Below are 26,270 nucleotides of genomic sequence, written 5' to 3'. Positions count from 1 at the left end.
TCCTTAACCGAAGAAGAGATAGGCGACGAAGATCGCGACGATGATGCCCACCAGGTCGGCCAGCAGGCCGTAGCTGACCGCATAGCGCGTCTTGCGGATGCCGACCGAGCCGAAATACAGCGCGATGATGTAGAACGTGGTGTCGGAGGCGCCCTGCATGATGCTGGCCAGGCGCCCGACGAACGAATCGACGCCATAGGTCTTGATCGCGTCGATCATCATGGCGCGCGCGCCGCTGCCCGAGAGCGACTTCATGAGCGCCGTTGGCAGCGCGCCGACGAAATCGGTCTGCATGCCCAGCGCCGCAAATACCCACGCGAAGCCGCTCGTGATCATGCCCAGGATGCCCGAATTGCGCACCACGCTGATCGCCACGATCATGCCGACCAGGTAAGGGATGATCTTGATCGACGTCTCGACGCCGCCCTTGGCGCCTTCGATGAAGGCCTCGAACACATTGACCTTCTTGCGCAGCGCCCCCGCCATGAACGCGGCAATCACGCCGAACAGCACCAGGTTGGCCACCACCGACGACACCATCTGGATCTGCGCCTTGTCGAGGAAGTACGTGAAACTGAACACCATCGAGGCGATCAGCGCGGCGGTACCGCCGATCCAGGCGAAGATCACCGGGTCGAACAGGTTGATGCGCTGGCGCAGGCCGACCATGATGATGCTGAAGATGGTGGCGGTGTAGGTCGCGATCAGGGTCGGGATGAAGATGTCGGCCGGATTGGCCGCGCCCAGCACCGCGCGCTGGGCCATGACGGCCAGCGGGATGATCGTCAGGCCCGAGGTCTGGATCACCAAGAACATCAGCTGGGCATCGGTCGCTTCATCCTTGTTCGGATTGAGCGACTGCAGGCTTTCCATGGCCTTCAGGCCGAACGGCGTGGCGGCATTGTCCAGGCCCAGCATATTGGCCGAGAAGTTCATCACCATGTGGCCGTTGGCCGGGTGCTCGCGCGGCACGCCGGGGAAGATGCGTGAAAAGAACGGGCCGATCACGCGCGCGAACAGGCTGATGGCGCCGGCCTTTTCGCCGACATTCATGACCCCGAGCCAGAACGTCATCACGCCGGCCAGCGGCAGGGCGATGTCCATCACGGCCATCTTGGCCGAGTCGAAGGTGCCGTCGATGATGCGCTTGAAGATTTCGGTGTCGCCGAGGAACAGCCACTGCGCCATTGCTGCGAGGAAGCCGACAAGGAAGAAGCCTGTCCAGATGTAATTGAGTGCCATCGATAACCAGTGAGTGCCAATGAGCCGGTGAGCCAATGCGCGCATTGCCGCCGGGATCGCACGATTGTGCAGTGGACAGGGGCCTACGGCAAGCCGCGTGGATGAAAGATTGCAGCCGCGCCATGTGCAAAAGTTATGCGCGTTGCGTTCGACGGCGCGGCGCGCCTATGATACGGCACCTGTATGGGATGCCCCAAAGGATCTGCCATCATGAAATTTCGCTCCGCCGCCGCCGCGCTGTTGTCGCTGGCCTTGTGCCTGCCCTGTGCCGTCGTGCAGGCCGAGGAAAAGGTCTTGCACATGTTTTTGTCGACCAGCGAGACCGGACTCGACCCGGCGGTGGCGTCCGACAACGCCACGCTGTCGCTGCTGGAAAACCTGTTCGACCCGCTGCTGCGCTACGATTACCTGGCGCGCCCGGCCACGCTGCGCCCCAACACGGCCACGGCCATGCCGACTGTCAGCAGCGACGGTCTGACGTATACCTTCCAGATCCGCCCCGGCATCCATTTCACGCCCGACCCGGCGTTCAGGGGGCGCAAGCGCGAAGTCACGGCCGCCGACTACGTCTATAGCCTCAAGCGTCTGTACGACCCCGCGCTCAAGTCGCCGTGGGCGTATATGTTCGAAGGAAAAATCGCGGGTGACACCGCGCTGCGCGCGCGCTTCGACCCCGACGTGCCGGTGGCCGGCCTGCAGGCGCTCGACCGCTACACGCTGCGCATCCGCCTGGCCGCGCCTGACAACAATTTCCTGTTCTATCTGGCGACGGCGGCCAGCAGTGTGGTGGCGCGCGAAGTGATCGAGGCCTATCCAGGCCAGGCCGGCAACCACCCGATCGGCACTGGCCCGTTCATGCTGGGGCAATGGAAGCGCAGCGACCGCATCGTGCTGCTGGCCAATCCGGATTCCACGGCCGTGTTTGCCGCCACACCGGGCGACAACGCCGAAGACCGGGCGCTTGCCGCCGCACTGGATGGCAAGCGCCTGCCGCGCGTGGACCGGGTGGAGGTGCGCATCGCCGAAGAATTCCAGGGCAGGATGCTCGGCTTTCTGAACGCCGAATACGATTACCTTGAGCAGATCCCCGAATCGATGACCGAGATGGTCGTGCAGGACGGCGCCTTGACGCCCAAGCTGGCCGCGCGCGGCATCGTGCTGTCGCGCTTCCCCGTGCTGCAAACCTACTATATGTGGATGAACATGACCGACCCGGTCGTGGGCGGCTATGGCAAGGATCGGGTGGCGCTGCGGCGCGCGATTTCGCTGGCGTATAACAGTGCCGAAGACATTGCGCTGCTAAAGAAAGGATTCGCGATCAAGGCCGAGTCGCCGCTGCCGCCGAATGTGCGTGGCTATGATCCGAACTATCGCAGCCCGGTGCCGTACAACCCGGCGCTGGCCAATGCCTTGCTCGACCGCCATGGCTACGGCAAGCGCGACCCGGACGGTTTTCGGCGCGCGCCCGATGGCAAGCCGTTGACGTTGACGATGCACAGCGAAGCGACCGTTGGCGGGCGCTTGCGCGACGAACTGTGGCGAAAATGCCTGAATGCGATCGGTTTGCGGGTGCTGTTCAAGTCCGACAAGAAAACCGAGATCATCAAGGCCTCGCGCCTCGGAACGGTGCAAATGTTCGAGAGTAACTGGATCGCCGATTTTCCTGACGGTGACAACTTTTATCAGTTGCTGTATGGGCCAAACGCGGGCCGCGCCAACTACGCGCGCTTCAACCTGCCCGAATACAACGTGCGCTATGAAAAAGCACGCGCGCTGCAGGATGGTGCAGAGCGAAACACACTCTATTTTGAGATGAACCAGTTGCTCCACGCGTACAACCCGTGGGTGCCTTTGACCCATGTTTTATCGGGTGATTTGCGGCATCCGTGGTTGAAAAACTACAAACGTCACCCCGTTGAATTCACCAATTGGCGCTACCTCGATGTCGATGTTGCGCAAAGAGCACGCGCGCTCAGGGGCAAGCACTAGATGTCGTTAGTTTTTCCTTAAGAAAATATTCCCGCTGGTTATACTCTCCTCCGGATAATTCATTGGCTTGTCACAAAATTGTGAGCGTACTCTGAATTTAGAACATAACGTAATGCCAAGAATCAACTTGGCAACGCGACACGCACAGGCTGGCCGCACACAGCGCGCCGTCCGAAGACCGCCCCCGGAAACGCAAGGAGAAACACCGTGAAATTGAAGAAACTGGCTCACCTGATTGCCTTGACGGGCGTCGTGGCGCCGCTGGTCGCCCAAGCCCAAACCGACACGTCGATGCAGCGCGTGGAAATCACCGGCTCGAGCATCAAGCGTATTGCCAAGGAAGGCGCGCTGCCGGTGGAAATCATTTCGCGCAAGCAGATCGAAGACCAGGGCATCGTCACGGCCGAGCAGCTGATCGCCACCCTGAACATCAACGGTAATGGCTCGGACAACCTGGCGTCGAACGCCGACGTGACCTCGGGCGCCCAGCGCGGCAACAACGGCGCCTCGAGCGCCAACCTGCGCGGCCAGGGTTCCGATTCAACGCTGGTGCTGCTCAACGGCCGGCGCGTGGCGACGCACGGCATGAAGGGTTCGGCGGTCGACCTCAATTCGATCCCGATGGCGGCGGTCGAGCGCGTCGAAGTGCTCAAGGATGGCGCCTCGGCCGTGTACGGCACCGACGCCATCGGCGGCGTGATCAACTTCATCCTGCGCAAGAACTACAAGGGCCTGGAAGCCCAGGCCTTCACCGACGTGGCTGAAGCGAGCGGCGGCGAAATCGGCCGCTCCACCCTCACCGGCGGCTGGGGCGACCTCGACACGCAAGGCTGGAACGTGCTGGTGACGGCCGCGCACAGCGAGAACAAGGCGCTGCGCGGCGACCAGCGCGATTTCGTCAACACCTTCCAGCCGAATCGTGGCCTGTCGGTCGATACGCGCGGCACGCCGAGTGCGAACATCTTCGCCACGACCCTGGCCCCGACGCTGCTCTCGCGCACCGGCACTGGCCCCACTGTCCCGGGCGGCAGCGTCGGCTACAACGGCATCAGCCTGCTCGACCTGCCGGGCGGCGCCGGATGCGACAGCATCGACGGCATGGGTGCGTATGACGAGCGCCTGTGGGACACGCCCAGCGCGGCCTACGGCTGCGCCTGGGATACGGGCCGCGCCGCCGTGCTGCAGCAGCCGGTGAAGAACACCAATGCCCTGGCGCGCGCCACCTTCCGCATCGGCGAACATGAATTGTTCGCCGAAGGGGTGGCATCGAACGTCGAAGTGTCCAAGCGCTTCTCGCCGAACCAGATTTCGCCATCGGCATCGACCTTCGGCGCGACCTCGTTCTACCCGAGCACGGGCGCGGCCTACAACGACGTCTACAACGCACTGGTCAAGACGTTCCCGGGCATCTCGGCCAACTATGGCTTGCCAATCGCTTACCGCTGGCGCTGCATGGAGTGCGGCAACCGCGAGATCACCACCGAAACCAAGGCCGGCCGCGTGCTGCTGGGCGCCGATGGCCCGCTCACCCTGTTCGGCAACCGCTACGACTACCGCGTCGGCCTGTCGCGCGCCTACAGCGAATCGGAGTCGCTGCTGGGCACCGGCTACAACTACACGGCGGCGCTGGCCAGCGTGCTCGGCTCGGGCATCGTCAATCCATTCCTGCTGCCGGGCCAGAGCCAGAGCCAGGCCGCGATCGACGCGATCCGCGCCACCTCGGCGGCGGGCGTGGTGATGTACGGCGGTAAAACGACGCTGACCCAGTTCGATGCCGCGCTGTCGGGCGAGATCTTCAAGCTGCCGGCCGGCGCCGTGATGATGGCGCTGGGCACCGACCTGCGCCGCGAAGAGTACAAGTTCAACGGCGACCTGCGCGCCGCCAGCGCGCGCCCGGCGATCCTGAACGCGCCGTTCGACGATGTGAATGCGCTGGCCAAGGTCAGCCGCGACATCAAGGCGGTGTATGCCGAACTGCTGGTGCCGGTCACGCAGGCGCTGGAACTGACCTTCGCCGTGCGCCGCGACGATTACACCGGCTTTGGCGCGACCACCAATCCGAAGGTCTCGTTCCGCTACCAGCCGATTCCGCAACTGATGTTCCGCGGTTCGTACAACGAGGGCTTTCGCGCGCCGTCGTTCAACCAGCTGTTCAACGGCGTGACCGAGACCGCGTATGCCGGCAAGGACCTGGCCGATCCGGCCACCTGCCCGAGCGGTCGGGTCGACACCACGGTGGCCGGTTGCCAGGCCGTCAATCCGGTCACGCTCACCGGTGGCAAGAACACGCTGGGGCCAGAAACCGCCAAGCAGGCCAGCCTGGGCGTGGTGTTCGAGCCGGCCGGCGGCTTCTCGGCCAATGCCGACCTGTGGGAAATCCGCAAGGAAAACACGATCGACTCGTTCAACCTGGCGACCATGGTGGCGAACTACAACCTGTTCCAGGACCAGTTCATTCGCGACGCCGCCGGCAACCTGGCCTTTGTCGACCAGCGCTGGCTCAACGCCGGCGAGCGCATCACGCGCGGCCTGGAAGTGGGCGCGCGCATGACGGGCAAGTTCAGCACCGGTTCGATCTGGGGCATCGGCATCGACGGTTCGCGCCTGCTCGAGAAAAAATCGCGCGCCACGAAAAATGCCGAATTCGGCGAGAGCGAAATCGGCCGCTTCCTGTACACCGGCGACCTGGGCCTGAAGTGGAAGCACAGCGCCTACGTGACCTACAAATACGGCAACTGGAGCGGCATGCTGCAGAATATCTTCCGCTCGGGGTATGACGACCAGGTGCTGCCGGGCGTGGCCAGCGGCCGCGTGACGCCGTCCGAGTACAACAGCAAGGTGGACGATTATTCGATCTTCCACCTGACCGCGAACTACACGGGCTTCAAGAACCTGACGCTCACCGCCGGCATCAAGAACATCCTGGATGAAGATCCACCGTTCGCGATCACCTACGACAGCAACACGGGCGCCGGCAGCAGCTGGGAGCCGCGCGTGGCCGATCCGCGTGGCCGTTCGTTCACCATGATGGCGACCTACAAGTTCTTCTGATCGCTCTACAATGAAGGCCCGTGCCGGGGAGGGTTTTGCCTCGCCGGTACGGGCCTTTTTTATTCGGAGTCGCCGAACCATGCTTGAGCATCCTTCCCACGCCCCCCTCGCACGTCATTCCTGCGCAGGCGGGAATCCAGGTACTGCATGCGCAGACGATGTGCGTGCAAACTTGGGTTCCCGCCTGCGCGGGAATGACGTGGGATGGGGCGCATGAAAATCAGCCGCCGCAGCTTTGGCGCCATCGCCGCTGCCATGTCCGTTACCGCGCCCGCAGTTGCGCGCCCTTCCTCGCGACCCATGCTCATCAAACCCCCACGCCTGCGCCAGGGCGACGTCGTCGGCCTGATCGCGCCAAGCGGCTACACGAACGATGCGGCCATCGAGAAGGCGGTGCGCAATATCGAGTCGCTGGGTTTCAAGGTCAAATTCGGCACGTATCTGCGCGAGGTGTTCGGCAATTACGCGGGCTCGAGCCAGCAGCGCCTGGCCGACCTGCATGCGATGTTCGCCGATCCCGAGGTCAAGGCGATCTGGCCGATTCGCGGCGGCTCGGGCGCCATCTCGCTGCTCGCTGGCCTCGATTACGCGCTGATCCGCCGTCATCCCAAGGTGCTGATCGGGTACTCCGACATCACGACGCTGCACCTGGCGATCTTCAGGCACACCGGCCTGGTGACCTTCCATGGGCCGGTCGCCTCGTCGACGCTGACGCCCTATGCGACGCAGCACCTGATGGCGGTGCTCACCGACCCGCAGGCGAGCTACACGATCCCGATGTCGCCTGAAAACGCCGAGCGGGCCGCGCTCGAGCCGCACTTTGGCGTGCACACGTATACGCACGGCGTGGCCACCGGCCCGCTCATGGGCGGCAACCTGTCGATGGTGGCGGCGCTGGCAGGCACGCCGTATGCGGCCGATATTCGCGGCAGCATCCTGTTCCTGGAAGACGTCAATGAGGCGCCGTACCGGATCGACCGCTGGATGACGCAGCTCGACCTGGCCGGCGGCTTTGCCAATGCGGCGGCGCTGGTCGTGGGTATTTGCCAGCACTGCGGGCCGGAACATGAAGACGTGTCGCTGACGCTGGCGCGCACGCTGGCGCTGCACCTGCACCCATTGGTCATCCCGGCAGTGAGCGGCTATTCGATCGGGCATATCCGCAACCAGTGCACGTTGCCGATAGGCGTACGCGCGACCATCGATACCCGGGCGCAGACGATCACGCTGCTGGAAGCCGCCGTGTCGTAGGTGGTCAGCGCAGCCGGCGGCTCATCGTCACCGAGCCGTGCGACTCGCCGTCGATCCGGTACAGGTCGGGCACCTCGCCCGTGACGACGAACCCGGCTCGCTCATACAGTCGGCGCGCCGCCAGGTTCGCCGACAGCACATCGAGGTCGACCCATTCGAGCGGCGGCGTATCGCTGGCCCACGCCAGCGCGTGCTCGACCAGCTGACGCCCGAGCCCTATGCGGCGGTAGTCGCGGTGCACGCCCATGCCAAGCAGCGCGCGATGGGCCGCTGCGACTTCAGGGCGCGCGCGCAGGTCGACGTGGCCCACGATCGCGCCCAGCCTGTCGAACGCGAGCCACATGCGACGCCAGCCCGGCTGGCCGAACGGCACGGTAAAACTGGATGCAAACGACGCCGCCTTGTCGGGCGGAAGCCGCGACTGCAGGCGCGAGACCGGCTGGAACAGCGGCACGGCGCCGCGGCCGTTTTCTTGCAACTGGTCGTCCAGGTACATGAACAGCTGCGGCAGTTGTTCGGGCGCGAGCGCCTGCAGCGACAGGGGCCCGTTCACAATGCGCGTGCAATCAGGAGTTTCTGGATGTCGCTGGTGCCTTCGTAGATCTGGCACACGCGCACATCGCGGTAGATGCGCTCGACGGGGAAGTCGGCCACGTAGCCGTAGCCACCAAAGACCTGCATCGCATCGGACACCACGCGCTCGGCCATCTCGGATGCGAACAGCTTGGCCATCGCCGCCTCTTTCAGGCAGGGCAGGCCAGCATCCTTCATCGCCGCCGCGTGCCAGATCAGCTGGCGCGCCGCCTCGATCTTCATCGCCATCCCGGCCAGCCGGAACTGCACCGCCTGGTGCTCGAAGATCGGCTTGCCGAAGCTCTCGCGCTCTTTCGCATACGCCAGCGCCGCCTCGTACGCGGCGCGCGCCATGCCCACCGCCTGCGAGGCGATGCCGATGCGGCCGCCTTCCAGGCCCGACAACGCGATCTTGTAGCCCATGCCTTCTGCGCCGATCAGGTTCGCCAGCGGAATGCGGCAATTGTCGAACACGATCTGCGCCGTGTCGGACGAATGCTGGCCCATTTTATGTTCGATGCCGGCCACGATGTAGCCGGGCGTGTTCGTGGGAATCCAGAACGCGCTGATCCCCTTCTTGCCCGCCGCCTTGTCGGTGACCGCCATGACGATCGCCACGTCGCCATGCTTGCCGCTGGTGATGAACTGCTTGGTGCCATTGATGACGTAGGCGTCGCCATCGCGCGTGGCGGTCGTGCGCAGCGCCGCGGCATCGCTGCCGGTGTGCGGCTCGGTCAGCGCGAACGCCCCGAGCAGCGCACCCTGCGCCAGGGGCCGCAACCACTGCTGTTTCTGCGCTTCGCTGGCATACATCATCGCGATGCTGCACACCGGGCAGTTGTTGACGGAGATGATGGTGGACGTGCCACCGTCGCCGGCGGCGATTTCTTCGAGCACCAGCGCGAGCGCCACATAATCCAGGCCGGCGCCACCATATTCTTCTGGAACGGCCACGCCAAAGGCGCCCAGCGCGGCCAGTTCCTTGAGCTCTTCTTGCGGGAAGTGGTGCTCGCGGTCCCAGCGCGCGGCGTTGGGCGCCAGGCGTTCCTGCGCAAAGCTGCGCAGCGCGTCGCGGATCATCTGGTGTTCGTCGGACAGGATCATGGGGTCTCGTTATGGTGTGTTACCAGGCGATCGACTCGCCGTCGTGGTTGAGGAAACTGCCGTTGGCGCTGGCGTCTGCTTTGGCCAGCGTGGCGCGCAGGTCGCGCACGCTTTGCTGTGGTGTGAGGCTCGCTTCGCTGCCGCCCATATCGGTCTGGACCCAGCCCGGATGGAACGCGATGCAGGTCACGCCTTGTGCGCCGTAGGTAATCGACGCATCCTTGAGCACCGAATTGAGCGCGGCCTTGCTGGCACGGTACAGCGAGCCGTCGGTGGACGAACGCTCGGTGATCGACGCCATGCGCGACGAGAGCACCGCCAGCTTGCCCTTCGAATCGGCCAGCAGCGGCGCGACCACGGGAATCAGGCGCATCGCCGAGAGCACGTTGGTGTGCATCACCGCGTCGAACTCGGGGCCGGTCGGGAAGCTCCCGTGGCTCGGGCCGTACACGCCGGCCACGAGCCAGGCGCTGTCGATCTTTTCGTCGTCCAGGCGCCAGGCCAGCGCGGCGATCGATTCGGCGTCGAGCACATCGACCTGGTGCGCTTCGGCGCCAATGGCGACGAGGCCATCGCAGTCTTCCTGCTTGCGCGCGGTGGCGATGACGCGCCAGCCATCCTGGCGATATTGGGTGACCATTTCATGGCCAATGCCGCGCGAGGCGCCGACGATCAATACGGTGGGCATGCTGAACTCCTTGTGAAGGGTTGTGAAAAGAATACCTTCAATAGTCGCATGCTTTGTTCATCGTTGCAGCGCAGCGTGCGCACCTTGCGACCAGTGTTACACCAGCTCGATCGCCATCGCCGTCGCTTCGCCGCCGCCGATGCACAGCGCCGCTACACCGCGCTTGCCGCCCGTGCGTTTCAGCGCGCCGAGCAGCGTGACGACGATGCGCGCGCCCGAGGCGCCGATCGGGTGGCCCAGTGCGCAGGCGCCGCCGTGCACATTGACCTTCTCGTGCGGGATCGCCAGGTCGCGCATCGCCGCCATCGGCACTGCGGCAAACGCTTCGTTGATCTCGTACAGGTCGACGTCGCCCGCAGTCCAGCCGGTTTTCTTGAACAGTTTTTGCATCGCGCCGATCGGGGCGGTGGTAAACAGGTTCGGCTCTTGCGCATGCGTGGCGTGACCGAGCACGCGCGCGATCGGGCTCAAGCCCAGTTCCTTCGCGGTCGACTCGCGCATCATCACGAGGGCGGCGGCGCCGTCGTTGATCGACGACGACGAGGCAGCAGTCACGGTGCCATCCTTCTTGAAGGCGGGCCTCAGGGACGGGATCTTGTCGACCTTCGCCTTGAGCGGGCCTTCGTCCTTGTCGACGACTGTCTCGCCGGCGCGGCTGGTCACGGTGACGGGCGCGATTTCCCAATCGAAGCCGCCATCGGTGGCGGCGGCCTGCGCGCGCTTGACCGACGCAATGGCGAACGCATCCTGCTCTTCGCGCGTGAAGCCGTAGCTGGCCACGCATTCTTCGGCGAAGGTGCCCATCGAGCGGCCTTCGCCCGTTTTCTCGTTGCGCGAGTAGGCGTCTTCCAGGCCGTCGAGCATCATGTGGTCGAACATCGGTGCGTGGCCGATGCGGTAGCCGCCGCGCGCCTTCGGGATCAGGTAGGGCGCGCCGGTCATCGATTCCATGCCGCCGGCGATGACGATGTCGGCGCTGCCGGCCACCAGCTGGTCATGCGCGAAGATCGCGGCCTGCATCGCCGAGCCGCACATTTTAGATAGCGTGACGGCGCCGGTGGACATCGGCAGGCCGGCCTTGATCAGCGCCTGGCGCGCCGGGGCCTGGCCCTGGCCGGCCATCAGGCAGTTGCCAAAGTAGACGTGTTCGACGGCGGCAGGATCCACGCCGGCGCGCTGCACGGCAGCCTGGATCGCAACCGCGCCCAGGTCGCTCGCGGTCTTGCTGGAAAAATCGCCCTGGAAGGCGCCCATCGGGGTGCGCGCGGCGCCGACGATAACGACTGGATCGTTCATGGTGTGAGTCTCCAAAGAATATGAATGTTCGATTCCACCGCTAACCTTTGTGCCGTCGTTCCCGCCTCCGCGGGAACGACGGATCGGCGGATCGAAGGGTTGCGGTGAAGGCTGACCGTTATGCCGTCTCGCCAAACAGCTCGCGCCCGATCAGCATGCGGCGGATCTCGCTGGTGCCGGCGCCGATTTCATACAGCTTGGCGTCGCGCCACAGGCGGCCCACCGGGTATTCGTTGATGTAGCCGTTGCCGCCCAGCGCCTGGATGGCTTCGCCGGCCATCCACGTGGCCTTTTCGGCGCTGTACAGGATGGCGCCAGCGGCGTCCTTGCGCAGGGCGCGGATCTGTTCTGGGCCGCTGGCGCGGTCGCAGGCCTGGCCGACGGCGTACACATACGCGCGGCACGCCATCATGGTCGAGTACATGTCGGCGATCTTCCCCTGCATCAGCTGGAACTCGCCGATGGCCTGGCCGAACTGCTTGCGGTCGTGGATGTAGGGCACGACCACGTCCATGCAGGCCGCCATGATGCCCAGTGGCCCGCCCGAGAGCACGGTGCGCTCGAAGTCCAGCCCCGACATCAACACATTGACGCCCTTGCCCACGCCGCCCAGCACGTTCTCGAGCGGCACCTCGCAATCCTGGAACACCAGCTCGCCCGTGTGCGAACCGCGCATGCCGAGCTTGTCGAGCTTTTGCGCGATCGAGAAACCCTTGAAACCTTTTTCGATCAGGAAGGCGGTCATGCCGCGCGCACCAAGCTCGAGGTCGGTCTTGGCGTAGACCACCAGCGTGTCGGCGTCGGGGCCATTGGTGATCCACATCTTGGTGCCGTTCAACACATAGCGGTCGCCCTTGAGCTCGGCGCGCAGGCGCATGCTGACCACGTCCGACCCGGCGTTCGGCTCGGACATCGCCAGTGCGCCAATGTGCTCGCCCGAAATGAGCTTGGGCAGGTAGCGCTGCTTCTGCGCTTCGGTGCCGTTGCGCTTGATCTGGTTGACGCACAGGTTCGAGTGGGCGCCGTACGACAGCCCCACCGAGGCCGAGGCGCGCGAGATTTCTTCCATCGCCACGATGTGGGCCAGGTAGCCCATGTTCGCGCCGCCGTATTCCTCGCTGACGGTGATGCCGAGCAAACCGAGCTCGCCCATCTTTTTCCACAGGTCCATCGGGAACTGGTCGCTGCGGTCGATCTCGGCGGCGCGCGGTGCGATCTCGCTGGCGGCGAATTGCTGGACGGCTTCGCGCAGCGCGGCGATGTCGTCGCCATGGTCAAAGGTCAAGCCTGGAAGGTGCAGCATGTCGTCCTCGCGATGAACAGTGGTGAAAATGGAGAAAGGGTGCGCGTCAATCATACTCGCGTGTTACGTTAACGTAAACGTCAATCAGCAGGCAAAAAAATGGCGCGGATGGGATCGCCGCGCCATTGCCGTCTGCGTGTTCGGTGACTCAGGCAGCGTCGCGGCCGGGTTCGTCATCGATATCGCCGGCATTGCCGCTGAGCAGGCGACGGCATTCTTCTTCGTGGGCGACAATTTCTTCCAGTGCCATCTCGATATCGGCACGCTGCTGTTCGAGCGTCACGCGTTGTTGGCCCAGCACGGCGAGGAAACGGTCGATTTGCGCCTGCGTGTCTTTTGGCGACTCGTACATGTCGACGATGCTCTTGATCTCGGACAGCGTCAGGCCCAGCCGCTTGCCGCGCAGTGTCAGTTTCAGACGGGTACGATCGCGCGGCGTGTAGACGCGGTTACGCCCACCCACGCCTTCGCGTTTCGGGCTGAGCAGGCCCTGATCTTCATAGAAACGGATGGCCCGTGCGGTGATGTCAAATTCGCGCGCCAGTTCGGCGATGGTGTAAGTGGTCGGCATGAGGAGTTAAGGCGGTTGGGAAATAACCAAAAATCGCGTAAAATCGAAACAAGCAGTAATTTCCGTAAACGTAAATTGACATTGCGTCGTATTGTAGCGCGCCACCCGGCGTGTCAGAAAAGGAAAGATGTTGATGAATGCGCTCGAAGCCCAGCTGTCGTATGCGTTCGGCGAGACGATCCCTGCACCGGGCACGGTGCACGACATCGTACCGGGCTTGCGTTGGGCGCGTATGCCGTTGCCATTCGCACTCGATCACGTCAACCTGTGGCTGCTACAGGACGCGGTCGATCAGTCAGGCACGATGCGCGCCGGCTGGAGCCTGATCGACACCGGCGCCGGAACCGATGCCACGCGCGCCGCCTGGGATCAGCTGGTTGCCGGGGGCCTGGATGAGCAGCCGCTGGTACGCGTGATCGCCACCCACTGCCATCCCGATCACGTCGGGCTCTCGGGTTGGTTGTGCGAGCGGTTCGATGCGCCGTTCTGGACCACCACGGGCGAGTTCGGCTTCATGCGCATGATGGCGGCGGCGCTGCCGGGCGTGGACGGGCCGTCGGCGATCCCGCATTTCGAGCGCCATGGCTTGCGCGACGCGGCGATGCTGGACCAGATGCGCAGCCGCCGTAATTACTATCCGTCACTGGTGCCGGCCGTGCCGCCAGCCTATACCCGGCTGCAGGACGGACAAAATGTCACAATTGGGGGGCAATTGTGGCGCGTGATCACTGGTTTCGGACACTCGCCGGAACATGCATCGCTGTACTGTGCCGAATTGAACATACTGGTGTCGGGCGACATGGTCTTGCCGCGCATTTCGACGAACGTGTCGGTGTTTGCAGTTGAACCTGATGGTAACCCGCTACAACTGTATCTGGACTCGCTCGGCAAGTTCGCCGACCTGCCTGACGACGTGCTGGTGCTGCCATCCCACGGCAAGCCGTTTCGCGGGCTGCACACGCGCATCCGTCAGTTGCGCGAGCACCATGTAGCGCGGCTGGCCGAAGTGCATGACGCCTGCGCCGTGCCCAGGTCGGCAGCCGATATCGTGCCAATCATGTTCCGCCGTCCACTCGATGCGCACCAGCTCAGTTTTGCGCTCGGGGAGGCACTCGCGCACCTTCACCTGCTTTGGTATGACGGTCGGTTGGCGAGGGTAACCGATAGCGAGGGTTTGTTACTTTTCACGCAGAAATAGCGCTGGACTTGTAACCTTTGGATACAAATTAATAAGTACGTGCATTCCCTTAATGGTGTCTAAGTAGTGGTGCGTAGAGGTTTTTATTTCGTGGAATCCCCAATTCGATAGCAAGCATTCTTGTAAGAATTGCTGTTGGGAATTGGAGAAATTGGATGTAAAAACTCTTAAAAAACCACATCTTTGTTACTTTTTAGTTGTATAGTCTGGCCATGAGGTTTCTTGACTTTAAGAACCTTTCCTCTGTCTAACAACAAGTATTACGATGAATTCAACCAACGAACGTGAGAGCTTCAGCGAGCGCCTCCAGCATGCCCTGAAGAACGCCCATTACTCCCCGGACAGTCCAACCCGTCTGGCGCGAGAATTTAATATCCGCTTCGAAGGTCGTCCGATCACGGTCCACGCCGCCCGCAAATGGCTGGTTGGCGAAGCCATTCCAACCCAGGAAAAGCTGCGCATGATCGCCCAGTGGCTGGGCGTGCCTGCCGACTGGCTGCGTTTCGGCGGCGCCGAGCAGGCTGCCGGTGACGCCGGTGCCGGCGGCGCGCGTTTTGAATCGGCCGACGTCAAGTTGATTGCCGACCTGCAGCGCCTCGATGAACATCACCGCCAGCTGGCGCGCGAGTTCATCCGCATGCTGGTACGTGTGAATCACACGAAGCCGGACGCAAAGTAAACGTCGGCTGCAGTAGCGTTATTGCTGATTTGCACTTTTATTGTGCAGAACGGTACAAACGGTCTTCTCTGGTCCATAATCTGATCAGGTGGCAGCGGTCCCCGCCACCGGTCCAGGTTCACCCAGGAGCAGCTGACGCATGCGAAACAACTACGCCAATACCGCCCAGCTCAAGGATTTGATGACGGTGCCGCCGATGACGGCAGCGCGTCATGCTGAACTGATGCGAGAACGCAACGCCCGGCGGCGAATGCTCGAAGAAGCGCGTGACTTGAAAAAGTCAGAAGACTACCGTTACGACGACAAGCGCTGATGTAACCCATGCCGGCGCGAGCCGGCATGCCGGTCACTCTGCGCCGTCGCTCTGTTCACCCTTCATGCCGCCCCAGCGCGCGGCCTGGGTATTCTCTAACCCCAGCAAATCCACGACACGGTCCACCGTATGCTCGACCATGTCCGCGATCGTCGCGGGCCGGTGGTAGAAGCTAGGCAATGGCGGGAAGATGATGCCGCCCATTTCGGTCACGGACGTCATATTGCGCAGGTGCGCCAGGTTGAACGGGGTTTCGCGCACCATCAGCACCAGGCGGCGGCGTTCCTTCAGGATCACGTCAGCGGCGCGCGTGACGAGATTGTCCGAAAAACCATGGGCCACGGCGGCCAGTGTCTTCATCGAGCAGGGCGCGATGACCATGCCATCGACCTGATACGAACCGCTGGCGATTGACGCACCGATGTCGCGGTTGCGGTGCACCACGTGCGCCAGCGCTTCGACGTCGCGCCGCTGCAAACCCAGTTCCTGGTGCAGGGTGAGGGTGGCGGCGTCGGAAATGACCAGGTGGCTTTCGATGCCAGCCGTCGCGTGCAGCCGCCTGAGCAGTTGCACGCCATAGGTTGCGCCGGTCGCGCCGGTGAGGGCGACAACAATACGGCGCGGGCGCTCAGCCATGCAATCAGCCGTTTTTCAGCAGGGTCTGCAGTTCGCCGGATTCGTACATCTCGTTCATGATGTCGGTGCCGCCGATGAACTCGCCGTTCACGTACAGCTGCGGCACGGTTGGCCAGTTCGAGAAGTCCTTGATGCCCTGACGCACTTCAGCATCGTCCAGCACATTCACGGTGGCAACGTTGTCGACGCCGCACGCTTTCAGCAGCTGGATGGCACGGCCGGAAAAGCCGCACTGCGGGAACTGGGCAGTGCCCTTCATGAACAGCACGACTGGCGTGGAGGTCACGGTTTCTTTGATCCAGGTTTGAACGTCGCTCATTTGATTTGTGCCTTTTGGAGATGAATAGGTAGATGGCGACATTCTATAAGAATTCGACGTTGACGGCATCGCCGACAACGTCGCCCCCGCGGAGGCGGGGGCCCAAGTTCGCGTGATAAGCCAGCGTCACGGCCATGACGCCCTGCGGTATGATGCCCGGTCCAATAAAACCAACAAACCCAATGAAGAATACGTTCGCTACCTTGCCCATCGCCGCCCTGTGGGTCTTTGCCGCATTACTGGGCTTGCCGGCGCTGTACGACGGCGCCGTGGCGCTCAAGAGCGGCCGTGCGATCGACGCCTTTGTCCAGATCGGCCCGCTCATGATGGCGCTGTTCCTGGCGTGGTGCGCGCTGCAGCGCCGCGCCGGCAGGCTGGCGCTGCTGACCACGCCGCGCGTCACCTTGATCGGTTTCATCTGCTTCGGCGCCTTCGCCGGCTGCTTCCTGATCAAGCTCCTGTTGCGCCATACGTCCCTGCTCGCCTGAGATCCAGGGGCGACGCACCTGCATGCAGGGCTTGTTGCGGTATGATCGCGCCGTTGATGACCTGACCACCGGAGAACCCTGATGCAGCAACCCCGCCGCCGCGTACCATCGCCGAACGCGAACCTCGTGATCGCCGCCCTGCTGGGCGTGCCCGGCATCCTCAATATCTATGCGGGTCTCACGCGCCAGAGTCCGGGCGACATCCTGTCGGGCATCGCGGCCCTGGTCTACGCCATCCTGCTGGTGCGCGACGCGCTGCACATCAAGAAGACCGGCGCGCCGGCGATCCCGCAGCACAAGATGCTGCTGATCGGCTTCGGCTGCCTGGGTGTGTACCTGATCGGCATCCTGATCAAGCACGCCTGACGCCCTCGCTGCCTACTTGCGCAGCTTGGCGAAGGCGTCGGCCATCGCGCCACCGGCTGGTGGCGCCGAGCGTTCCTGGCGCTGATGCTGCTGCACGCGTTTGGCGTCGCTGCGGTCCGGCCGCTGCGCAGGCTGCGCGCCTGGCTGCGGCGCGCTGTCCGTCAGGCGCATGCTCAAAGCGATGCGCTTGCGCTTCGGGTCTACTTCCAGCACCTTGACCTTGACCACCTGGCCGGCCTTGACGACCGTGTGCGGGTCCTTCACGAACGTATTCGACAGTGCCGAAATATGCACCAGGCCGTCCTGGTGCACGCCGATATCGACAAACGCGCCAAAGGCCGCGACGTTGGTGACCACGCCCTCGAGGATCATGTCCGGGCGCAGGTCGGAGATCTGTTCCACGCCATCCTTGAAGGTCGCCGTGGTGAACTCGGGCCGTGGATCGCGGCCCGGTTTTTCCAGCTCTTTCAGGATGTCGGTGATGGTTGGCACGCCGAATTTGTCGTCCGCATACTTCGCTGGATTCAGGCTCTTGATCAGGGTCCCATCGCCGATCACCGCCTTCATCTCGCGCTGCACGTCGCGCAGGATTTTCTCGACGAGCGGATACGATTCCGGGTGCACCGCAGATGCGTCCAGCGGATTGGCGCCGTTCATTACGCGCAAAAAGCCCGCCGCCTGTTCGAACGTCTTGTCGCCCAGACGCGGCACTTTTTTCAGCGCCGCGCGCGAGGCGAATGCGCCATGCGTGTCGCGGTACGCCACGATGCCTTGCGCGACGGTGGACGACAGGCCCGACACGCGCGCCAGCAGCGGCGCCGACGCGGTGTTGACGTCCACGCCGACGGCATTCACGCAATCCTCCACCACCGCGTCGAGCGAACGTGCGAGCTGGCTCTGCGACACGTCGTGCTGGTACTGGCCCACGCCGATCGACTTCGGATCGATCTTGACCAGTTCGGCCAGCGGGTCTTGCAGGCGGCGCGCAATCGAGACCGCACCGCGCAGCGACACGTCCATGTCGGGTAGCTCGCGCGACGCAAATTCGGATGCCGAATACACCGACGCGCCGGCTTCCGAGACAACGATCTTGGTCAGCTTGAGCTCTTGATTCTGCTTGATCAGGTCTTGCGCCAGCTTGTCGGTCTCGCGCGAGCCGGTGCCATTGCCGATCGAGACCAGCGACACATTGTGCTGCGCCGCTAGTCGACCCAATGTGTGCAGCGCGCCGTCCCAGTCGTTGCGCGGCTGGTGCGGGTACACGGTAGCGGTATCGACCACCTTGCCGGTGGCATCGACCACCGCGACCTTCACGCCGGTGCGCAGGCCAGGGTCAAGCCCCATCGTCGCGCGCGGGCCGGCCGGCGCCGCCAGCAGCAGGGCCTTCAGGTTGCGCGCAAAGACGCCGATCGCATCGAGTTCGGCCTTGTCGCGCAGGGCGCCCATCAACTCGGTATCGAGGTGCATGAAGCTCTTCACGCGCCAGGTCCAGCGCGCCGTATCGAGCAGCCACTTGTCGGCCGGGCGGCCCTGCGCCTTGATGCCGAAGCGCGCCGCGATGCGGCCTTCGCACGGATTGAGTGGCGCATCCCACTTCGGTTTTTCGGGCTCTGAATCCAGCCGCAGCGACACGTCCAGCATGCCTTCGCGACGACCGCGGAGCAGCGCCAGCGCGCGGTGCGACGGCACGGCGGCGAGGGGTTCGTTGTAGTCGAAATAGTCGGCGAACTTTTCGCCTTCGTCCTCTTTGCCGGCGACGACCTTCGATTCGACGACGCCGTGTTCCTGCACATATTCGCGCAGCGACTGCAGCAGCGCGGCGTCTTCGGCAAAGCGCTCCATCAGGATCTGGCGCGCGCCATCGAGCGCCGCTTTGGTGTCCGGTACGCCGGGGTTGGCGCCGCCGTCGGCATTGCTAAACGCTTCGCGCAGATAGCCGCTCGCGACATCCTCGGGCCCCTGCATCGGGTCGGCCAGCAGGCTGTCGGCCAGCGGCGCCAGGCCCGCCTCGATCGCGATCTGCGCCTTCGTGCGGCGCTTCTGCTTGTATGGCAGGTACAGGTCTTCAAGACGGGTCTTGTCTTCGGCCAGTGCGATAGCTTGCATCAGCTCGGGCGTCATCTTGTTCTGCTCCGTGATCGACGCGATGATCGACGCACGCCGGTCTTCCAGTTCGCGCAGATAGCGCAGGCGTTCTTCGAGAAGGCGCAGCTGGATGTCGTCCAGGCCACCGGTGGCTTCCTTGCGATAGCGGGCGATGAAGGGCACGGTGGCGCCTTCATCGAGCAGGGCGATGGCGGCAGCTACCTGGGCTGGCCTGGCGGCGAGTTCTTTGGCGAGGCGTTGTTCGATGGATGGCAGCATAGGGAGGCGTGGGGCATGGATCGTGGACCGAGCGGTCAATGATACGCAAACAGCGCCGATACGCCAGTCTTGACAGCATCACACGAACATGAGAGAACAGTCGGTTGGCAGACGAGGTGCGCGTTGCGCGCAGGCGCGATTTGTCTGCTAGGTGCGATTACGAACAAATCGGAAGCGTTCGTATGCGAGATAATAGTTTTTATTGCCGTTTTTAATACCCTGCCACGAGACCCAATGACAACAGTCGATTATCTTCGCGAGAAAGCCGGCGACGCACCCGCAGCACGCACGCCAGCACGTTCCCCGGCCCTGCCGGCGCCGGTGGTGAGCTGGCTGCAGCGGGTCGAAGCGGCGGCGCACCCGCAACCGAAGCTGTCCGATGAAGTACTCGACCCGAAGGCCGCGCAGTACAAGTTCGTCTACGTGATGGCGCCCACCAGCGGCGGGCGTCACGTGGCGCTGTGCCTGTGCAAGGCGCGCCTGCGGCCGAACGGCGACGTGGCGGCGGCCAGTCCGGTAAGCGAAGTGTTCTCGTTGTTGTCGGCACCGCCGGCCTATCTCGAAGGCGACGACATCGACCTGGTGCGCTTTTTCATTGCGATGCGCAGCGGCTCGGCGCAAGGCACCAGCGCCACCGAACCGAAAGGTAAAGTAGGCGCGATCCTGCTGCAGATGCTGCTCGAACAGGGCAAGCTGCTGTGGGCGAACTCGTGGTCCGACATGGCCGGTGGCCTGGTCTATCCGCTGCAGGTCGGCCCGACCCGCCTGGCCAGCCTGGCCTGGCGCGACGAAGGCCGCGTCGCAAAACTCGGCTGGTCGGTCGAACCTGTGGGCGGCACGGCCGCGCACAGCGCCGCCGACCAGATCGACTACATGCTGCCGACCGATCCGCCGTGGTACATCGACAATCTGTCGTGCGGCCCGCTCGACCTCAATCGTGGCGGCATCGACATCTCGCTGGCCGAATTGCAGGCGCTGGTGGCGCAAGCGCCAACGCTGACCGGCACCGATAAAAAACGTGTCTCGCAACTGCTGCTCGCGCATGGCCTGCAGCAACTGATGCCGCTGCCGCAGCCGCTCACGCAGCGTCTGCGGAATGATGTCAAACCAATTCCGCACCTGATGCTCGACGCGGTGCAGCTGCTCGATACCGGCGCCGCGCGCTGGCAAGACTTCGCCGTGCTGGCGTTCGATTACGACGGCCAGCGCGTCTCGTTCGATCCGTCACAGCGCGTCGTACGCCAGGTGGGCGATCTCACCGAGATCATCGAGCGCGACCCGAAACTCGAGAGCGACGCGCTCGACAAACTGGGCGAGATCGGTTTCCGCAAGCCGGCCACGGCGCCGCTCAACGCGATGGCTGGCGCGCTGCAGCTCGAGAGCCAGGCGCACTGGCTGCGCTTCGCCGAGCACTCGGTCGACGCGCTGTCCGACGCTGGCTGGCACCTGCAAAAGTCCACTAAATACCGCTACGACGTGGTACCGGTCGAAGACTGGTATGCCGACATCGATGAACCGCTCGAAGCAGGTAACGCCTGGTTCGAGCTCGAATTGGGCATCGTGGTGGCGAAGAAGCGCGTGCCGCTGCTGCCGGTGCTGGTGCAGCTGATTCGCAGCGCGCCCCTTGAATTCGATCCGAGCGTGCTGGCCGCGCACGCCGAGTCCGACCAGATGCTCGCGGTGCTGCCCGATGGCGAGCGCGTGGCGCTGCCGTGGGGGCGCCTGAAACCCATCCTCGCCACGCTCGGCGAGCTGTATTTCAACGACAAGATCAAGGCGCGCCTGCGGTTGTCGACGCTCGACGCGGCGCGCCTTGAAGAATTGGCGCGCGGGTTGGAACTGCGCTGGACCGGCGGCGAGCGCCTGCGCGAGACCGGCCGCAAACTGAGCCAGTTCGGCGCCGTGAAAAAAGTCGATGCGCCGGCCGGCCTGCAGGCCACCTTGCGCGACTACCAGCTCGACGGCCTGTCGTGGATGCAGTTCCTGCGCGAGTACGATCTGGGCGGCATCCTGGCCGATGATATGGGCCTGGGTAAAACCGTACAGACGCTGGCCCACATCCTGGTCGAAAAAGAAGCGGGCCGCTTGACCAGTCCCGCGCTGGTGATTGCGCCAACGAGCCTGATGGCCAACTGGTTCGACGAAGCGGCGCGCTTCGCACCGAGCCTGAAAGTGTTGCTGTTGCAGGGTAAAGAGCGCATGGAGTCGTTCGACCAGATCGACGGCGCCGACATCGTGCTGACCACCTACGCGCTGCTGCCGCGCGACGAAGAAGAACTGCGCAAGCACCACTATCACCTGGTGATCCTGGACGAATCGCACTACATCAAGAACACCCGCTCGAAGGCGGCGCAGACGGCCGGCTCGCTCGATGCCAGCCATCGCCTGTGCCTGTCGGGCACCCCGCTCGAGAACCACCTGGGCGAACTCTGGTCGCAGTTCCACTTCCTGATCCCGGGCCTGCTGGGCGACGAGAAAACGTTCAACACCCAGTTCCGTCATCCGATCGAACGGCAGGACGATCCTGTGCGCCGCACGCTGTTGAATCGCCGCATCCGCCCGTTCCTGCTGCGCCGCACGAAGGACAATGTGGCCAAGGAGCTGCCGCAAAAGACCGAGATGGTGCGCCGCATCGAGCTGTCCGGCCCGCAGCGCGACCTGTACGAGACGGTGCGCCTGGCGATGGACAAGAAAGTGCGCGACGAGATCGACCGCAAGGGCGTGGCGCGCAGCCAGATCGTGATCCTCGAGGCGCTGCTCAAGCTGCGCCAGGTGTGCTGCGATCCGCGCCTGGTCAAGTCGATGCCATCGAAGAAAAACACGGCGGCGGTGTCGGCCAAGCTGACTGACCTGATGCAGATGGTCGAAGACTTGCTGGGCGAGGGCCGCAAGATCCTTGTGTTCTCGCAGTTCACCAGCATGCTGGCGCTGATCGAAGAAGAACTCGCGCTGCGCAAGATCCCGTATGCGCTGCTCACCGGCGAGACGCGCGACCGCTCGGCGCAGGTGGCGGCGTTCCAGCAGGGTGCCGTGCCGATCTTTCTGATCAGCCTGAAAGCGGGCGGCGTTGGCCTGAACCTGACAGCGGCCGACACCGTGATCCACTACGATCCGTGGTGGAATCCGGCGGCCGAGAATCAAGCGACCGATCGCGCCTGGCGTATCGGGCAAGATAAACCGGTGTTCGTGTATAAACTGATCGCCAAGGGCACGCTGGAAGAAAAGATCCAGCTGCTGCAGCAGAAGAAGTCGGAACTGGCGCACTCGATCCTGTCTGAAGGCGAGTCGCAGAAGATGGCGCTGACGCAAGAAGACCTGCAGGCGATCTTCGCGCCGCTGGCGGAGTAAGCGCGGCGCAAGTTAGTACTGCTATATAGAGAGATGGCGGGCTCGCGAGCCCGCCATTATTGTATTAACTGAGGTATTGACCGAAGGATTACGCGTAATACGCTTCGACTTTGCCTTTCAGCTTGATCAGCATCGGCCGGCCTTTGCGATCGAGCGTCTTGCCGGCGGCGACCTTGATCCAGCCTTCGCTGATGCAATACTCTTCGACGTCGGTGCGATCCTTGTCGTTGAAGCGGATGCCGACGTCGTGCTGGAAGACGTCACGGTTATGGAATGGGCTGCTCGGATCGATCGAGAGCCGGTCTGGGAGCGGGGGGCGGGTAGCGGTATCGTTCATAGTGGTGAAATTATCGCCCAAACCCTGCCGACGTGGCGTATTTGTTTCGCATGCCAGCGCATTGCGGGTCGCATCACCCCCTCGCATTCCCCGGCAAAATACGGTTCTGCCTTTTACACAGCAATATGTCACATCCATGTTACGGTAGCGATATACTAGCTGGTCAATACACTACCCGTAACTATTGGTGAAGAAAGAGCCTCAATGAAGTCCAGTCCGATTGCCGCCACTGCGTCCGCCACCCCGGTTCATGCCGGCGTTGACGAGGTGCTCTCTGGCCGGCAGCTGCGCACGATCGCTGAACTGGGAGACGACGTGGCCTTCGCCATTGCGCTGCCTGCGGGGAACTTGCGCTATCTGAGTCCGGCTTTTGCCGCGCTTAGTGGCTATGACGCCGGGACACTGCAGCGTGCGCTCGATGGCGACAGCGGCTCGCCCCTGGCGCCGCTGGCGACGTGGCTGCGCGCGACGGCAACCGGCAAGCCGGGTGTGCGCCACCGGCGCGAGTTCGACCTGTTCGACACCGAGCGCCGCCCACTGGCGCTGGAAGCGATGACCATCGTGCCGGTCGATGACGCATCGACGCTGGTCGGCTTGCTGCGCGACCTGGCGGCGCGGCGCGGTCACGACAGTGAATACAAACGCTTTGCCAGCATGCTCAATCACGAATTTCGCACCCCGCTGGCGACGATCGATGGCGCCATCCAGCGCCTGGAAGCGACCTCTAGCCACGCCGAAGAATCGGTGCGTGCCCGCTACCGGAAGATCGGCGCCGCGGTTGACCGCCTGATCGGAATGCTCGACGAATACCTGTCGCCGGACCGCATGGCCACGCTCGGGCGCACGCGCCAGCCCAATACGATCACGGTCGGCGATCTGGTTGAGACCGGGGCAGCCCAGATCCGCGCCGCCGGGCGCGAGGCTGTGCTGCAGCTCGAAGACGTGGCGTCGATCCTGCGCGGCGAACCGGAAGGCTTGCGGCTGGCACTGAAGGTCATGATCGACAATGCGCTGGCCTTTTCGCCGCCATCAGCCGACGTGACGGTGCGCGTGCGGCGCAGTGGCGGCGGTGTCGAGATCGCGGTGCTCGACGGCGGAGCGGGCGTGCCGCCGGACGAAGCATCCCGGGTCTTCGACAAGGGCTACCGCGGCCGCAACGCCGCCGGTCTGCCGGGCAGTGGGCTGGGCCTGTACATGGCGCGCTCGATCCTCGAAGTCCACGGCGGCGTGCTGAGCCTTGCTCCGGGGCGGCAGGGGGCCGGCGCCGAGTTCCGGCTGTGGATGCCGGCACTGGTGCTATAAGAGGTTATAGAGGAATATCTCCTTGCTTCGGGTAGCCTCAGCAGTGATAATCGGGACCGCGCTCCGGTGTGGATAACGCTAACAATGGTATCAACGACGGGCAAAGAAGGAATATGGCGAAGGCATGACGCAGATACTGATTGTTGAAGACAATGGCGAATACGCCGACGACATGGCCGAGTTCCTGAAGGAGCTGGACCATGACGTAACGATCGCCAGGACCGCCAGTGAAATGTGGGCTGCGCTGACGCGCACCCCGGCGGCGGTGGTGGTGCTCGACCTGGGGCTGCCTGACGAAGATGGCTTCAATGTCATCCCCCGCATGCGCCAGCTGTATCCCGAAATCGGGCTGCTGGTGTTGACGGGCCGCGTCGCGTTCGACCACCGCATCCTGGGCCTGCGCCTGGGCGCCGACCATTATTTGACCAAGCCGATCAAGTTCCCGGAACTGGCCGCCCATATCGAAGCACTGGACCGCCGGGTACGCCCGCAGGATCCGGCGCCGGCGCCAAGCAAATGGATGCTGCGCGTAAGCGCGCGCCAACTCGAGCTGATGGGTAAAGTGGTCGACCTGACCGAAAAGGAATGCAATTTCCTGCATTTATTGACGATCAACACGCGCCCTGTACCGCGTCACGTGATCGTCGCCGGCATGGGCGGCGACGACCCGGACGCCAGCCGCCGGGTCGACATGCTGGTCTACCGCTTGCGCAAGAAAGCCCGCACCGGCCTCGGCCAGGACCTCCCCCTGCGCAGCGCCTACGGCGAAGGCTATAGCCTGTCTGCCGGCTTCACCCTCTCCTGACCGTCCCTCCCCCTTTTCAATTGGGGTCAGAGTCGACTTATTGGCCAATTTCCACTCAGACAATTAGGGTCAGAGTAGAATTATTGGCCAATTTTCTTTGAGAACTTGGTTTAATTATCCGGTTTTTCTCAAAAATTATTTGCAGAAATTGCGCCTTGGCTTATGCGCAAATAATTAGGGACAGAGTCAGGCGATTTTTGTGGAAACTTGCGTTTAATTAGGGACAGAGTCATTTTTCATTGTAGAATTCTGGCTCCTTACGCCTATCCGACGCCATGGCACGCCAACCTCGACTCATCGTTCCCGAGCAACCGCACCACGTGATCCAGCGTGGCAACAACCGCCAGATCATTTATCGCGACGAGGTGGATTACCAGCGATTTCTCGTCTGGCTCAAGGAAGCGGCGCGGTTTTATGACGTGGCGATCCATGCGTATGTCTTGATGCCGAACCATGTTCATCTGCTGGCAACGCCGAGTGACGCCACCGGCCTGGCATTGATGATGCAAAAAGTTGGCCGACTTTATGTGCCATGGTTTAACCATAAGTACGAGCGTAGCGGCGGCTTGTTCGAGGGACGTTTCCGTACGTCGCTGATCGACTCGGACCGGTATTTCATGACTTGTAGCCGGTATATCGAGCTCAACCCGGTGCGTGCGCAGCTGTCGGTGGGGCCGGGCGACTATCCATGGTCGAGCTACGCACACCACGCCGGGGCGCGTCTCGATACGCTCGTCAGCGACCACAGCCTGTTCTGGGCCCTGGGCAACACGCCATTCCAGCGCGAGGCGGCGTATATGGACATGGTCCAGCAAGGCTTGTCATCGGAAGAGGTCGATTTCATCACCTCGTCGATCCTGCGAAACAAGCCTCTGGGTTCGGATACCTTCAAAAGCCAGCTCGAGCAAAAAACACAACGCCAGATCTTGCCGGCGAAGCGTGGCAGGCCATTTAATCCACCGCTACCACCGCTCTCGCAGGCTTGAAACGTCAGCAATTCCCGACACAACGGCACGGTTATTCGTGCCGTTTTTATTGCTGAATTCC

The 26,270-nt window shown here is 63.3% G+C and carries 23 protein-coding genes; 12 read left to right on the top strand and 11 right to left on the bottom strand.

Annotated features, from left to right (window positions below; all coding sequences use genetic code 11):
- Nucleotides 1-3: 3 nt before the first annotated feature.
- On the bottom strand, nt 4-1,242 hold the full coding sequence (locus AB2N08_RS07610; RefSeq protein ID WP_367610031.1) for a nucleoside recognition domain-containing protein: 1,239 nt from the start codon (nt 1,240-1,242) through the stop codon (nt 4-6).
- 210 nt (nt 1,243-1,452) lie between these two features.
- Here AB2N08_RS07610 and AB2N08_RS07605 point away from each other — a divergent pair, with 210 nt between their 5' ends.
- The 3 genes from AB2N08_RS07605 to AB2N08_RS07595 all read left to right on the top strand — a co-directional run bounded on the left by AB2N08_RS07605 (nt 1,453) and on the right by AB2N08_RS07595 (nt 7,533).
- Nucleotides 1,453-3,231, top strand: a complete 1,779-nt coding sequence (locus AB2N08_RS07605) for an ABC transporter substrate-binding protein (RefSeq protein WP_367610030.1) — start codon at nt 1,453-1,455, stop codon at nt 3,229-3,231.
- 207 nt (nt 3,232-3,438) lie between these two features.
- Entirely contained in the window at nt 3,439-6,282 is a 2,844-nt protein-coding gene (locus tag AB2N08_RS07600; protein ID WP_367610029.1) for a TonB-dependent receptor domain-containing protein, read from the top strand.
- A 300-nt stretch (nt 6,283-6,582) separates the two neighbouring features.
- The gene (locus AB2N08_RS07595; protein ID WP_367610028.1) at nt 6,583-7,533 is read left to right on the top strand and encodes a S66 peptidase family protein; all 951 of its coding nucleotides are present in this window, start codon (nt 6,583-6,585) and stop codon (nt 7,531-7,533) included.
- 4 nt (nt 7,534-7,537) lie between these two features.
- On the opposite strand, the gene AB2N08_RS07590 is transcribed toward AB2N08_RS07595, so the two are convergent.
- The 6 genes from AB2N08_RS07590 to AB2N08_RS07565 form a co-directional block, all read right to left on the bottom strand.
- A complete protein-coding gene (locus AB2N08_RS07590; RefSeq protein ID WP_367610027.1) occupies nt 7,538-8,086 on the bottom strand; it encodes a GNAT family N-acetyltransferase in 549 nt (182 codons plus the stop codon).
- Complete coding sequence (locus tag AB2N08_RS07585) at nt 8,083-9,210, bottom strand: acyl-CoA dehydrogenase family protein (RefSeq protein WP_367610026.1); 1,128 nt, start codon at nt 9,208-9,210, stop codon at nt 8,083-8,085. The genes AB2N08_RS07590 and AB2N08_RS07585 overlap by 4 nt, the downstream gene beginning before the upstream one ends.
- Nucleotides 9,211-9,229: 19 nt before the next feature.
- Nucleotides 9,230-9,898 (bottom strand): SDR family oxidoreductase, encoded by a 669-nt coding sequence (locus tag AB2N08_RS07580; protein ID WP_367610025.1) that lies wholly within the window; start codon nt 9,896-9,898, stop codon nt 9,230-9,232.
- Between the two features lie 96 nt (nt 9,899-9,994).
- Nucleotides 9,995-11,194, bottom strand: a complete 1,200-nt coding sequence (locus AB2N08_RS07575) for an acetyl-CoA C-acyltransferase (protein ID WP_367610024.1) — start codon at nt 11,192-11,194, stop codon at nt 9,995-9,997.
- 118 nt (nt 11,195-11,312) lie between these two features.
- Nucleotides 11,313-12,497, bottom strand: a complete 1,185-nt coding sequence (locus AB2N08_RS07570; RefSeq protein ID WP_367610023.1) for an isovaleryl-CoA dehydrogenase — start codon at nt 12,495-12,497, stop codon at nt 11,313-11,315.
- 148 nt (nt 12,498-12,645) lie between these two features.
- Nucleotides 12,646-13,068, bottom strand: a complete 423-nt coding sequence (locus tag AB2N08_RS07565) for a MerR family transcriptional regulator (RefSeq protein WP_367610022.1) — start codon at nt 13,066-13,068, stop codon at nt 12,646-12,648.
- A gap of 133 nt (nt 13,069-13,201) precedes the next feature.
- Here AB2N08_RS07565 and AB2N08_RS07560 point away from each other — a divergent pair, with 133 nt between their 5' ends.
- The 3 genes from AB2N08_RS07560 (at nt 13,202) to AB2N08_RS07550 (ending at nt 15,258) form a co-directional block, all read left to right on the top strand.
- Nucleotides 13,202-14,266, top strand: coding sequence for an MBL fold metallo-hydrolase (locus AB2N08_RS07560; protein ID WP_367610021.1), 1,065 nt, complete (start codon nt 13,202-13,204; stop codon nt 14,264-14,266).
- Nucleotides 14,267-14,531: 265 nt separating this feature from the next.
- Nucleotides 14,532-14,945, top strand: a complete 414-nt coding sequence (locus AB2N08_RS07555) for a hypothetical protein (RefSeq protein WP_367610020.1) — start codon at nt 14,532-14,534, stop codon at nt 14,943-14,945.
- A 139-nt stretch (nt 14,946-15,084) separates the two neighbouring features.
- The gene (locus AB2N08_RS07550; RefSeq protein ID WP_367610019.1) at nt 15,085-15,258 is read left to right on the top strand and encodes a hypothetical protein; all 174 of its coding nucleotides are present in this window, start codon (nt 15,085-15,087) and stop codon (nt 15,256-15,258) included.
- A 33-nt stretch (nt 15,259-15,291) separates the two neighbouring features.
- On the opposite strand, the gene AB2N08_RS07545 is transcribed toward AB2N08_RS07550, so the two are convergent.
- Entirely contained in the window at nt 15,292-15,894 is a 603-nt protein-coding gene (locus AB2N08_RS07545) for a UbiX family flavin prenyltransferase (RefSeq protein WP_367610018.1), read from the bottom strand.
- Between the two features lie 4 nt (nt 15,895-15,898).
- Nucleotides 15,899-16,213 carry a Grx4 family monothiol glutaredoxin gene (grxD, locus tag AB2N08_RS07540; RefSeq protein WP_367610017.1) on the bottom strand — a complete coding sequence of 105 codons (315 nt, stop codon included), beginning with the start codon at nt 16,211-16,213 and terminating at the stop codon, nt 15,899-15,901.
- Nucleotides 16,214-16,395: 182 nt separating this feature from the next.
- On the opposite strand from grxD, the gene AB2N08_RS07535 reads away from it, so the two are divergent.
- The gene (locus AB2N08_RS07535) at nt 16,396-16,701 is read left to right on the top strand and encodes a hypothetical protein (protein ID WP_367610016.1); all 306 of its coding nucleotides are present in this window, start codon (nt 16,396-16,398) and stop codon (nt 16,699-16,701) included.
- Between the two features lie 81 nt (nt 16,702-16,782).
- On the top strand, nt 16,783-17,067 hold the full coding sequence (locus AB2N08_RS07530) for a hypothetical protein (RefSeq protein WP_367610015.1): 285 nt from the start codon (nt 16,783-16,785) through the stop codon (nt 17,065-17,067).
- Nucleotides 17,068-17,079: 12 nt separating this feature from the next.
- Here the strand turns inward: AB2N08_RS07530 and AB2N08_RS07525 are convergent, their stop codons facing one another.
- Nucleotides 17,080-19,431: a Tex family protein gene (locus AB2N08_RS07525; protein ID WP_367610014.1), complete on the bottom strand. Its 2,352-nt coding sequence runs from the start codon at nt 19,429-19,431 to the stop codon at nt 17,080-17,082.
- A gap of 234 nt (nt 19,432-19,665) precedes the next feature.
- On the opposite strand from AB2N08_RS07525, the gene AB2N08_RS07520 reads away from it, so the two are divergent.
- Nucleotides 19,666-22,779: a DEAD/DEAH box helicase gene (locus AB2N08_RS07520; RefSeq protein ID WP_367610013.1), complete on the top strand. Its 3,114-nt coding sequence runs from the start codon at nt 19,666-19,668 to the stop codon at nt 22,777-22,779.
- A gap of 88 nt (nt 22,780-22,867) precedes the next feature.
- Here the strand turns inward: AB2N08_RS07520 and AB2N08_RS07515 are convergent, their stop codons facing one another.
- Entirely contained in the window at nt 22,868-23,116 is a 249-nt protein-coding gene (locus AB2N08_RS07515) for a DUF3297 family protein (RefSeq protein WP_183555080.1), read from the bottom strand.
- 204 nt (nt 23,117-23,320) lie between these two features.
- Here AB2N08_RS07515 and AB2N08_RS07510 point away from each other — a divergent pair, with 204 nt between their 5' ends.
- From AB2N08_RS07510 to AB2N08_RS07500, 3 genes are all read left to right on the top strand, one after another.
- A complete protein-coding gene (locus AB2N08_RS07510) occupies nt 23,321-24,418 on the top strand; it encodes a sensor histidine kinase (protein ID WP_367610012.1) in 1,098 nt (365 codons plus the stop codon).
- Between the two features lie 124 nt (nt 24,419-24,542).
- Complete coding sequence (locus AB2N08_RS07505; protein WP_343025885.1) at nt 24,543-25,223, top strand: response regulator transcription factor; 681 nt, start codon at nt 24,543-24,545, stop codon at nt 25,221-25,223.
- Between the two features lie 275 nt (nt 25,224-25,498).
- A complete protein-coding gene (locus tag AB2N08_RS07500; protein ID WP_367610011.1) occupies nt 25,499-26,209 on the top strand; it encodes a transposase in 711 nt (236 codons plus the stop codon).
- Nucleotides 26,210-26,270: the final 61 nt, after the last annotated feature.

The organism is Massilia aurea (genome assembly GCF_040790145.1).
GTDB lineage: Bacteria > Pseudomonadota > Gammaproteobacteria > Burkholderiales > Burkholderiaceae_D > Telluria > Telluria aurea_C.
This window is presented reverse-complemented; position numbering and strand designations above follow the sequence as displayed.

Bases quoted from the DNA above. Each gene is read 5' to 3' on its own strand.
- AB2N08_RS07610 (WP_367610031.1), bottom strand. From the start codon at position 1,242: ATGGCACTCAATTACATCTGGACAGGCTTCTTCCTTGTCGGCTTCCTC.
- AB2N08_RS07605 (WP_367610030.1), top strand. From the start codon at position 1,453: ATGAAATTTCGCTCCGCCGCCGCCGCGCTGTTGTCGCTGGCCTTGTGC.
- AB2N08_RS07595 (WP_367610028.1), top strand. From the start codon at position 6,583: ATGCTCATCAAACCCCCACGCCTGCGCCAGGGCGACGTCGTCGGCCTG.
- AB2N08_RS07585 (WP_367610026.1), bottom strand. From the start codon at position 9,210: ATGATCCTGTCCGACGAACACCAGATGATCCGCGACGCGCTGCGCAGC.
- AB2N08_RS07580 (WP_367610025.1), bottom strand. From the start codon at position 9,898: ATGCCCACCGTATTGATCGTCGGCGCCTCGCGCGGCATTGGCCATGAA.
- AB2N08_RS07575 (WP_367610024.1), bottom strand. From the start codon at position 11,194: ATGAACGATCCAGTCGTTATCGTCGGCGCCGCGCGCACCCCGATGGGC.
- AB2N08_RS07570 (WP_367610023.1), bottom strand. From the start codon at position 12,497: ATGCTGCACCTTCCAGGCTTGACCTTTGACCATGGCGACGACATCGCC.
- AB2N08_RS07565 (WP_367610022.1), bottom strand. From the start codon at position 13,068: ATGCCGACCACTTACACCATCGCCGAACTGGCGCGCGAATTTGACATC.
- AB2N08_RS07560 (WP_367610021.1), top strand. From the start codon at position 13,202: ATGAATGCGCTCGAAGCCCAGCTGTCGTATGCGTTCGGCGAGACGATC.
- AB2N08_RS07555 (WP_367610020.1), top strand. From the start codon at position 14,532: ATGAATTCAACCAACGAACGTGAGAGCTTCAGCGAGCGCCTCCAGCAT.
- AB2N08_RS07550 (WP_367610019.1), top strand. From the start codon at position 15,085: ATGCGAAACAACTACGCCAATACCGCCCAGCTCAAGGATTTGATGACG.
- AB2N08_RS07545 (WP_367610018.1), bottom strand. From the start codon at position 15,894: ATGGCTGAGCGCCCGCGCCGTATTGTTGTCGCCCTCACCGGCGCGACC.
- grxD (WP_367610017.1), bottom strand. From the start codon at position 16,213: ATGAGCGACGTTCAAACCTGGATCAAAGAAACCGTGACCTCCACGCCA.
- AB2N08_RS07535 (WP_367610016.1), top strand. From the start codon at position 16,396: ATGAAGAATACGTTCGCTACCTTGCCCATCGCCGCCCTGTGGGTCTTT.
- AB2N08_RS07530 (WP_367610015.1), top strand. From the start codon at position 16,783: ATGCAGCAACCCCGCCGCCGCGTACCATCGCCGAACGCGAACCTCGTG.
- AB2N08_RS07525 (WP_367610014.1), bottom strand. From the start codon at position 19,431: ATGCTGCCATCCATCGAACAACGCCTCGCCAAAGAACTCGCCGCCAGG.
- AB2N08_RS07520 (WP_367610013.1), top strand. From the start codon at position 19,666: ATGACAACAGTCGATTATCTTCGCGAGAAAGCCGGCGACGCACCCGCA.
- AB2N08_RS07515 (WP_183555080.1), bottom strand. From the start codon at position 23,116: ATGAACGATACCGCTACCCGCCCCCCGCTCCCAGACCGGCTCTCGATC.
- AB2N08_RS07510 (WP_367610012.1), top strand. From the start codon at position 23,321: ATGAAGTCCAGTCCGATTGCCGCCACTGCGTCCGCCACCCCGGTTCAT.
- AB2N08_RS07505 (WP_343025885.1), top strand. From the start codon at position 24,543: ATGACGCAGATACTGATTGTTGAAGACAATGGCGAATACGCCGACGAC.
- AB2N08_RS07500 (WP_367610011.1), top strand. From the start codon at position 25,499: ATGGCACGCCAACCTCGACTCATCGTTCCCGAGCAACCGCACCACGTG.